The organism is Brucella oryzae, from assembly GCF_041929965.1.
Classification (GTDB): Bacteria; Pseudomonadota; Alphaproteobacteria; order Rhizobiales; family Rhizobiaceae; genus Brucella; species Brucella oryzae.
Genome location: NZ_JBHEEO010000020.1, coordinates 72,590 through 80,953 on the forward strand (window position 1 = coordinate 72,590; position 8,364 = coordinate 80,953).

Below are 8,364 nucleotides of genomic sequence, written 5' to 3' on the forward strand. Positions count from 1 at the left end.
ACTGATGACAAGATCATCTATAGGGTTCATGCTGTTTTAAGGCGGACGGATATTGAGATTCGCAGAAGAGTTCGCTTTCAGTTTTTCTAGTTTCGGAGGAGTGCATGGACGGGCAGCCGGAAGAGACAGGCGGGTTGCTCGCCCTTCGGGAGCTGGCTCTCGACCTGCATTGGTCCTGGAACCACGCCTCCGACCGGCTGTGGAGGGAGCTCGATGCTGAAACATGGGAAACCACGGGCAATCCATGGGGTGTTCTCCACACCGTCTCGCGCTCCAAAACAAGGGCTCTGCTTGCTCAGTCCGATTTCAGGCAAACTATCGAAGCATTGCTGAAGGAGAAGCGGGAGGCTGCAAACGAATCGAGATGGTTCCAACAGGCACACCCAGCCTCGCCGCTGAAAACCGTAGCCTATTTCAGCCTGGAGTTCATGCTGACCGAAGCCCTGCCCATCTATTCGGGCGGGCTGGGCAACGTGGCGGGAGATCAGCTGAAAACCGCCAGCGATCTCGGCGTGCCGGTCGTCGGGGTGGGCTTGCTTTATTCACAAGGCTACTTCCGTCAATCGATAGGGCGGGACGGTAGCCAGGAAGCCCTCTACCCGGTCAACGAGCCGGATCAGCTCCCAATCCAGCCGTTGCGTTCCGCCGATGGCGAATGGTTGCGACTGCAAATCGACCTTCCCGGATGCAAGCTCTGGATCAGAACCTGGGAAGTCCAGATCGGACGGCTGAAGCTTTACCTGCTGGACATGAACGATCCCGCAAATCCCGCCACGTATCGATGCATCACGAGCGAGCTTTATGGCGGCGGCCCCGAGACGCGTCTGATGCAGGAAATGATATTGGGAATGGCCGGTTGGCAGCTCCTTCGCACACTCGGGCTCGAACCGCAGGTCTGCCATTTGAATGAAGGGCATGCGGCCTTTGCCGCTCTGGAGCGCATCCGCTGCTTCCGGGTCGATCATGACGTATCTTTTGCCGAGGCTCTGGCGGCAACACGGGTCGGCAATGTTTTCACCACTCATACCGCCGTCGCGGCCGGTTTCGACCGCTTCGCGCCTGAACTGATCACAAAATACTTCCGGTCCTATGCCGAAAATCATCTCGGCATCGCCATCGCCGATTTTCTGGCCCTCGGCAGGAAGGATCGCAACGATGACCTTGAGCCGTTCAACATGGCTTACCTGGCCATCCGTTCGAGCGGCGCGGTGAACGCCGTCAGTGCGCTCCACGGAAAGGTTAGCCGGTCGCTCTTTCAGCCTCTCTTCCCTGGTTGGCCGACCGACGACGTGCCAATCGGGCATGTGACGAACGGCATACATGTTCCGACATGGGACTCGGTTCAGTCCGACGCTCTGTGGACCGAAGCCGCAGGCAAGGATCGCTGGCGTGGCGACCTGACCGGACTGGAAACCGGCATCCTCAAGCTCGACATCCAGCAAATCTGGCGAATGCGCAATGAATCGAGGCAAAACCTTTGCGATCGGGTTCGCAGGCAATATCTGCGCCAGCGCGTGGAAGACGCGGAGATCGGCGGTGGGCTCGACGCCGCCCATGGGATTTTCGACCCGCATGCCCTGACACTCGGATTTGCGCGCCGCTTCGCAACCTACAAACGTCCTGCTCTTCTGCTGCGCGATCCCGACAGGCTGGTCCGCATCCTGACCGATGCCCGGCACCCGGTCCAGCTCGTGTTGGCCGGCAAGGCTCATCCTCAGGATGCCGAAGGCCAGGCGCTGATCAAAGCCTGGAACGAATTCGCCAGACGGCCGGAACTGAGATCCCGGCTTATCTTCGTGCGCGACTACAACATGCGCCAGGCCGAATGGCTCGTCCAAGGGGTCGATGTGTGGATCAACACGCCGCGCCGGCCCTGGGAAGCCAGCGGCACCAGCGGCATGAAAATTCTTGCCAACGGCGGGCTCAATCTGTCGGAACTCGATGGCTGGTGGGCGGAGGCCTATGAACCCGAGGTCGGATGGGCCATAGGCGACGGCGAGGAGCACGGAGACGATCCGACTGTTGACGAGGCGGAAGCGGATGCACTCTATTCGCTCCTGGAGGACGTCATCGTTCCCGAATTCTACAGCCGCAATCAGGATGGGATTCCCACTCGCTGGATTGAGCGGGTCCGCGAAAGCATGGCCAGCCTCGCGCCACGGTTTTCGACAAATCGCACCGTTCGGGAATATGCGGAGAAATTCTATCTCCCTGCCGCCGTGGCCTATGAAGCGCGCTCGGCGGAAGGCGGCAAGGTCGCGCGGGAACTGGCGCGATGGAAACAGGACCTCGACAGGCTCTGGCCGCATGTGCGCTTCGGCGCCGTAAATACGGAAGAGGCTGAAGACACCCGCCTTTTCTCTGTCGAGGTCTATCTCGGCGAACTGCCGCCGGAGATGGTCAAAGTGGAACTCTACGCCGAACCGATGGCGGGCGAAAAGGCGTTCCTCGCGGTGATGACAGGACAGGATTCGGGCCAAGGCTCTTATCGATACCGCGCCTCCATCCCCCCGAACCGGCCGGTCTCCGACTTCACGCCGCGCATCGTCCCCTATCACCCGCTGGCCCGCCTGCCTCTGGAGGACACAAGGATCGCCTGGCAGCGGTAGGGAAGGATCGGCAATTGGCGCGATACGCACGTAAGACAACGCAAATATCGAACAAGTGACACAACCACAGGAGATGTGATGATGTTCAGTTCCAAATCTTCGAAGAAGAGTGACAAATCCGGCCAGTTCATTGTTGAAGTCAGGAAGCCGAAAAAGAGGCTCGTCCGTCCAAATGATGCGTCCTCGCAAACCATCCAGCGCCAGCAAGACAGAAACGCCGCGAAGGCGGATGTGAGGGACGCGTCGGTGTTCCGCTCCTGGGCGATGCCGGAAGAGGCGGAGTGATATTTAGCTGGCGAAAAAGGTTCGGCCACAGATATGCCGGCAACTACGTTGGCGTCGATATCGACTTCCATCGTGTCGTTTTAGCGCGGCCCCAGCCGTGACGGCTGCTGCCCCTTCACCAACGATAATGATCCCGCGCCTCAACTCCGACACCTGAACTGCTCGGACATCCTGAACGGCCATTCAAGGTGCTCCTCCCACTTGCAGAATTACATATCTGGTTTTATGTAAGTGTGTAATTCATATTTGCAGGTGTCAAGGAGCCGCCCGATGAAACCGATACCGCTCACAGAGAAGCTTTCTGTCATAGGGCAGCTTCAACCCGAGGAGTTCGTCGAACTCGCCCGGCGCGGCTTCAAGACGATCATCAACAATCGGCCGGATGGTGAAGAGGCTTCTCAGCCGGGGACAGCGGCAGAGGAAGCCGCGGCGAGAGCGGCAGGTCTCGACTATGTCTTCATCCCGGTGACGAGCAGCAACATGGGGCCGGAAGACGTGCGGCGCTTCGCGGAGACGATCGTCGCCTCGGACGGTCCGGTGCTTGCGCATTGCCGATCCGGGGCCCGGTCCTTCTACATGTGGGTTCTGGCCGGTGACGCCGACGTCGTGGGCCTCAGCGACGACGAACTGATTGCCGTCGCCGGCGAGATCGGCATTGCGCCCGACAACGCCCGCGACTGGCTGGCCGCGCATCGACACACCGGCAAGCCGGAGGTCAAGGGCTTCTACGAGAAGCGCACCGGCAGCATTCAATATGTCGTCAACGATCCCGCGACGAAGAAATGCGTCATCATCGACCCGGTGCTCGACTATGACGAGAAGTCAGGATCGACCAGCACCGAGCAGGCAGATACGATTCTCGCCTACATTGCGGAGAAGGGCCTTACCGTCGAGTGGGTCCTCGACACCCATCCGCACGCCGACCACTTTTCCGCGGCCCGCTACCTCAAGGACAAGACCGGAGCTCCGACAGCGATCGGCGCGCACGTCGTCGATGTGCAGAAGCTCTGGAAGGCGTTCTACAACTGGCCTGACTTCCCGGCTGACGGCAGCCAATGGGATCGGCTCTTCACCGAAGGCGACACATTCAAGGTCGGCACGATCGAAGCGAGGGTGATGTTCTCGCCAGGGCACACGCTTGCTTCGGTCACCTATGTCATCGGCGACGCCGCTTTCGTCCATGACACGCTGTTCATGCCGGACTCCGGAACTGCACGCGCCGATTTCCCGGGCGGCAGCGCAAAAGTTCTCTGGAAGTCGATCCAGGACATACTCGCCCTTCCTGACGAAACCCGCGTCTTCACCGGCCACGACTATCAGCCCGGTGGGCGCGAGCCGTTGTGGGAAAGCACCATTGGCAAGGAGAAGCGCTCCAATCCGCATATCGTCGGCCAGACGGAGGAAAGCTTCGTCAAATTACGCGAGGAGCGCGACGCGACCCTGCCGATGCCCAAGCTCATCCTGCATGCGCTGCAGGTGAACATCAACGGCGGCCGGCTTCCCGAGCCGGAGGGTAACGGCAAGCGCTACCTGAAGATCCCGCTGGACGTGCTCGAGGGGGCTGTCTGGTGACGGACACCTATTTCGCTCCCCTGGGCGGCGGCGCGCTGATCGGCTTGTCGGCCAGTCTTCTCATGCTGCTCAACGGTCACATCGCCGGGATCAGCGGTATCGTCGGCGGGTTGCTTTGCCATCGCGGCCAGCGCTTGGGTCATGACATCGCCTTCGTCGCCGGCCTTCTTCTCGGTCCGCTGACCTATCTCGTCATCTTCGGAACAGCCCCACAGGTGGTCGTTGCGGCGTCCTGGCCGTTGCTGATCGTCGCTGGTCTGCTCGTCGGCTTCGGCACGCGCATGGGTTCCGGCTGCACCTCCGGACATGGCATCTCGGGACTGGCACGACTGTCTCCCCGGTCCTTCGCGGCGGTGCTGACCTTTCTGATCACCGCGATCTTGACAGTGCTCGTGATGCGGCTCGGAGGCTGGCTATGACGGCGGCCATGCGCATCCTGACGAGCCTTGCCGCCGGCCTGCTCTTCGGGCTCGGCCTTGCGATCTCCGGCCTCCTCAATCCCGCAAAGGTGAAAGCTTTCCTCGACATCACAGGTGCATGGGACCCGAGTCTGATCTTCGTTCTCGGCGCCGGCGTCGTCGTCGCCTTCATCGGCTACAGGATCGCCTTCGCGATCAACAAGCCTCTGTTCGACGATAAGCTTCAGCTGCCGACCAAGACCCGCATCGACCGCCCACTCATCATCGGTTCATCGATCTTCGGCGTCGGCTGGGGGGTGGCCGGCTTCTGCCCCGGTCCTGCAATCGCATCCCTCTCGCTTGGTCTGCTGCCCGCAGTGATCTTCGCGGTCGCCATGTTCATCGGAATGGTCACCCATGATCGATTTCTGGCCGGGAAGGTGTGAGCCATGCTTGCCAATCTCGGCCCGGCATTCGCTTCGGGCGGCCTCGTCGGCTTCTCCCTGGGTCTCGTCGGGGGTGGTGGCTCGATCCTGGCGACGCCTTTGCTGCTCTACGTGGTCGGAGTAACCCAACCGCATATTGCCATAGGAACCAGCGCGCTCGCCGTATCCGTCAACGCCTTCGCCAATCTCATCGGCCATGCGAAGAGCGGCAATGTCCGCTGGCGCTGTGCGATCATCTTCGCAGGCATCGGCACGCTCGGCGCGTTCGCCGGCTCGACCCTCGGCAAACTCGTCGACGGTCAGCGGCTGCTTTTCTTGTTTGGCCTGCTGATGGTCCTCGTCGGCATCCTCATGCTGCGTCCTCGTAAGCCCGGAAGCGCTCCGGAACGTCCTGCGGATCTGCGCACCTGCCTCGTCACGGCCGCCGTCGCATTTGTCGCCGGATCGGCATCTGGCTTCTTCGGGATCGGCGGCGGTTTCTTGATCGTACCCGCGCTCATTCTGGCAACCGGCATGCCGATAATCAATGCGATCGGCTCTTCACTTTTGGCGGTCGGTAGCTTCGGGCTCGCCACGGCGCTCAACTATGCCGCTTCCGGCCTCGTCGATTGGCCCGTTGCCTTCGAGTTCATCGCAGGAGGGCTCGCCGGCGGCGTTGCTGGCATGATGCTCGCCAATCGCCTGTCGACGGGCAAGAACACGCTGAATCGTATCTTTGCGGGCCTGATCTTTGTCGTCGCGGCCTACGTGCTCTATCGCAGCGCTGGCGCCTTCATGACTTGATTCCATTTCGTACTTTCGCGGCTTCCAACGGTTTGGAGCCGCACAGCAATATGCTTGAACACAGGAGATGACCATGATCGAAGACTGGAAAAAACTCATCGAGAATATGAATGGCGGCGTAAGGTCCCTCCGGCAGGATGCGCCCAATGTTATGAAAGCCTTCAGCGACATGTCACGGGCCGCACATAGCGGCGAAGCGCTCGACCAGACGACGAAGGAGTTGATTGCACTTGCCATTGGCGTCGCGACGCGGTGTCAGCCTTGTATAGCCTATCATGCCGAAGGTGCCGTCAAAGCCGGCGCGAGCCGTGAGCAGATCAGCGAGACCTTGGCCATGGCCGTCTATATGGGCGCGGGGCCGTCGGTCATGTACGCGGCCCAGGCGCTTGAAGCCTGCGATCAACTCGCGGGGTAGCTGTGCATCTCATTGACCTGTAGAAGCGCGATATCGTAGAGTATCCTTTCTGCCGTTGTGACGCGCTCCTGCGGCAATTCAATGCTCGGAGAGAGTGCCCCGCCTGCACACTTAAGAGTGGTTTAAGGCATGCCTTCCGGTCAACGTATTCGCACGAAGTTGGCCGCGCCCCGCACGATCCCGCTTCGCTCCGGCCGGACGTCCGGTTTGACCATGCTCAAGAGCGCCTGTTCAGGATCGCCGGCGCCGAACACCGCCTCGATGCTGCGCACACACAAGACGACGGTGTCATCGGCGAGGCTGTAATAAACCTGCTTCGCCTGACGGCGCGTTGTCACGAGTTCTGCCTTGCGGAGTTCGGCGAGCTGCTGGCTGAGTGCTGGCTGGCCGATCCCGCTCGCCATGTCGATTTCGGTGACCGATTTTTCACCTTCGAGCAGAAGGGACAAGATCATCAATCTTTGCGGCTGAGCGAACCTGCGAAGCTTGTCGGCCGCGATATCCGCTTGCGCCCGCGATTGCCAGAGCGTCATCATCCATCCCTCCGACAGAACCAGTCGGCTTCATCCTGAGCCTTTTCGTCGGCGGGATGAAGCAGTGGCTGGCCCGGCTGCCAGTCGGCCGGCGCCAGCTTCTCGCCCGAATAGGTGGCTTGCAAGGCCGCCACCATCCGCACCATCTCGTCGACCGAACGCCCGATCGTCAGAGGGTAATGGGTGATCGCCCGGATCACGCCTTCCGGGTCGATGAAATAGCTCGCCCGAACGCCCGCGCTGTCTTCAGGCGCTTCGTCGATCATGCCGTAGGCTCGGCCTACGAGCATCGAGGGATCTTCGATGACTGGGAAGGGAATGTCGACCGAGAACAGCTCGCGGATGGCGCGGCTCCAGGCGAGATGCGCATAGAGACTGTCGACCGATAGTCCCAACAGCGCACAGTCGAGAGCCGCGAACCGGTCATGCGCCTTAGCGAGTGCAACGAACTCCGTCGTGCAGACGGGCGTGAAATCGGCCGGGTGCGAGAAGAATACCAGCCACCGGCCCTTGAAGTCGGAAAGCCGAACCGGGCCCTGGGTGGATCGGGCTTCAAAATCAGGGGCGGCGTCGCCCATTCGCAAAGCGGGAGAGGAAATACTGGTCGATACGTCGTTCATTGAAGTCATGGTCTCGAAAGCGTCATGACCGAGTTTGTCACACGCCCGTCGGGTTGACGCAATACGATTACACAATTACACAATTTGATAAACAGATAAATAGCGATCGCCTGACGGTGGTATGGCCGTCCGTTCGCAGCAGTTCGGGAACGAACGATAACGTCCAGGATCTTGGCATTCCGATCTGATCTCGAGCCCTGAGCAGACAGAGGGCCTTATGATGAGATATTGGAAGTCCACTGCTTGCCCGGCATCCGCGCGTCCTTCGATGGAAAGAGAAGCGCGATGTTTGATGCCCGGCTGTCGGTAAGAATTCAATTGGGCTTCATTGTCAGCTTCCATTTCATCTTTCCAGTACGCTCTATTGGCCTTGCAGTCGGTCCAAATTCTGACCTTCGGTTTGTCCGGAGGTCGCAACGCCAATTTGATAGACGTCAGCAAAAAATTGCGTCTTGGCGACATTGGATTATGTCCCCATCCAGATCGTGGGGCAGAAGCGTCACGCTACAATATCCGAGAATGCTATTTCTCGCGCTTACAAACTGCTGACAACGCGCCGTCATCGAAGCTGTGTCAGCAAAAAAGCGCCCCGTAGGGCGCTTCTTAAGCTTTTGATTTTCATGAAGAAAACTGGAGCGGGCGAAGGGATTCGAACCCTCGACCCCAACCTTGGCAAGGTTGTGCTCTACCCCTGAGCTACACC

General features: G+C 60.1%; 10 protein-coding genes. 7 read left to right on the top strand and 3 right to left on the bottom strand.

Features of this window, described 5'->3' with window-relative positions; genetic code table 11:
• Positions 1-104: 104 nt before the first annotated feature.
• From glgP to JNC70_RS18035, 7 genes are all read left to right on the top strand, one after another.
• Positions 105-2,609 (top strand): alpha-glucan family phosphorylase, encoded by a 2,505-nt coding sequence (gene glgP / locus JNC70_RS18005; protein WP_256886445.1) that lies wholly within the window; start codon positions 105-107, stop codon positions 2,607-2,609.
• A 78-nt stretch (positions 2,610-2,687) separates the two neighbouring features.
• Positions 2,688-2,894 (top strand): hypothetical protein, encoded by a 207-nt coding sequence (locus JNC70_RS18010; protein ID WP_097141131.1) that lies wholly within the window; start codon positions 2,688-2,690, stop codon positions 2,892-2,894.
• 270 nt (positions 2,895-3,164) lie between these two features.
• Positions 3,165-4,466 (top strand): bifunctional sulfur transferase/dioxygenase Blh, encoded by a 1,302-nt coding sequence (blh, locus tag JNC70_RS18015; protein WP_125301466.1) that lies wholly within the window; start codon positions 3,165-3,167, stop codon positions 4,464-4,466.
• Positions 4,460-4,885 (top strand): YeeE/YedE family protein, encoded by a 426-nt coding sequence (locus JNC70_RS18020; protein ID WP_235824447.1) that lies wholly within the window; start codon positions 4,460-4,462, stop codon positions 4,883-4,885. Before blh ends, JNC70_RS18020 begins: the two co-directional genes overlap by 7 nt.
• Entirely contained in the window at positions 4,882-5,310 is a 429-nt protein-coding gene (locus JNC70_RS18025) for a DUF6691 family protein (RefSeq protein WP_374788786.1), read from the top strand. Before JNC70_RS18020 ends, JNC70_RS18025 begins: the two co-directional genes overlap by 4 nt.
• 3 nt (positions 5,311-5,313) lie before the next feature.
• Complete coding sequence (locus tag JNC70_RS18030) at positions 5,314-6,093, top strand: sulfite exporter TauE/SafE family protein (RefSeq protein WP_097141134.1); 780 nt, start codon at positions 5,314-5,316, stop codon at positions 6,091-6,093.
• A gap of 73 nt (positions 6,094-6,166) precedes the next feature.
• Entirely contained in the window at positions 6,167-6,508 is a 342-nt protein-coding gene (locus JNC70_RS18035; protein ID WP_125301462.1) for a carboxymuconolactone decarboxylase family protein, read from the top strand.
• A gap of 140 nt (positions 6,509-6,648) precedes the next feature.
• On the opposite strand, the gene JNC70_RS18040 is transcribed toward JNC70_RS18035, so the two are convergent.
• From JNC70_RS18040 to JNC70_RS18050, 3 genes are all read right to left on the bottom strand, one after another.
• A complete protein-coding gene (locus tag JNC70_RS18040; RefSeq protein WP_125301460.1) occupies positions 6,649-7,044 on the bottom strand; it encodes an ArsR/SmtB family transcription factor in 396 nt (131 codons plus the stop codon).
• Positions 7,041-7,670, bottom strand: coding sequence for a peroxiredoxin (locus JNC70_RS18045; RefSeq protein WP_374788787.1), 630 nt, complete (start codon positions 7,668-7,670; stop codon positions 7,041-7,043). Before JNC70_RS18045 ends, JNC70_RS18040 begins: the two co-directional genes overlap by 4 nt.
• 425 nt (positions 7,671-8,095) lie before the next feature.
• Positions 8,096-8,364: hypothetical protein (locus tag JNC70_RS18050; RefSeq protein ID WP_374788788.1), on the bottom strand; the 269-nt coding region annotated here is incomplete at its 5' end.

Excerpts from the sequence above, each read along its gene's own strand:
- JNC70_RS18040 (WP_125301460.1), bottom strand. The coding sequence starts at position 7,044 with ATGATGACGCTCTGGCAATCGCGGGCGCAAGCGGATATCGCGGCCGAC.
- JNC70_RS18045 (WP_374788787.1), bottom strand. The coding sequence starts at position 7,670 with ATGACTTCAATGAACGACGTATCGACCAGTATTTCCTCTCCCGCTTTG.
- glgP (WP_256886445.1), top strand. The coding sequence starts at position 105 with ATGGACGGGCAGCCGGAAGAGACAGGCGGGTTGCTCGCCCTTCGGGAG.
- JNC70_RS18030 (WP_097141134.1), top strand. The coding sequence starts at position 5,314 with ATGCTTGCCAATCTCGGCCCGGCATTCGCTTCGGGCGGCCTCGTCGGC.
- blh (WP_125301466.1), top strand. The coding sequence starts at position 3,165 with ATGAAACCGATACCGCTCACAGAGAAGCTTTCTGTCATAGGGCAGCTT.
- JNC70_RS18010 (WP_097141131.1), top strand. The coding sequence starts at position 2,688 with ATGATGTTCAGTTCCAAATCTTCGAAGAAGAGTGACAAATCCGGCCAG.
- JNC70_RS18025 (WP_374788786.1), top strand. The coding sequence starts at position 4,882 with ATGACGGCGGCCATGCGCATCCTGACGAGCCTTGCCGCCGGCCTGCTC.
- JNC70_RS18035 (WP_125301462.1), top strand. The coding sequence starts at position 6,167 with ATGATCGAAGACTGGAAAAAACTCATCGAGAATATGAATGGCGGCGTA.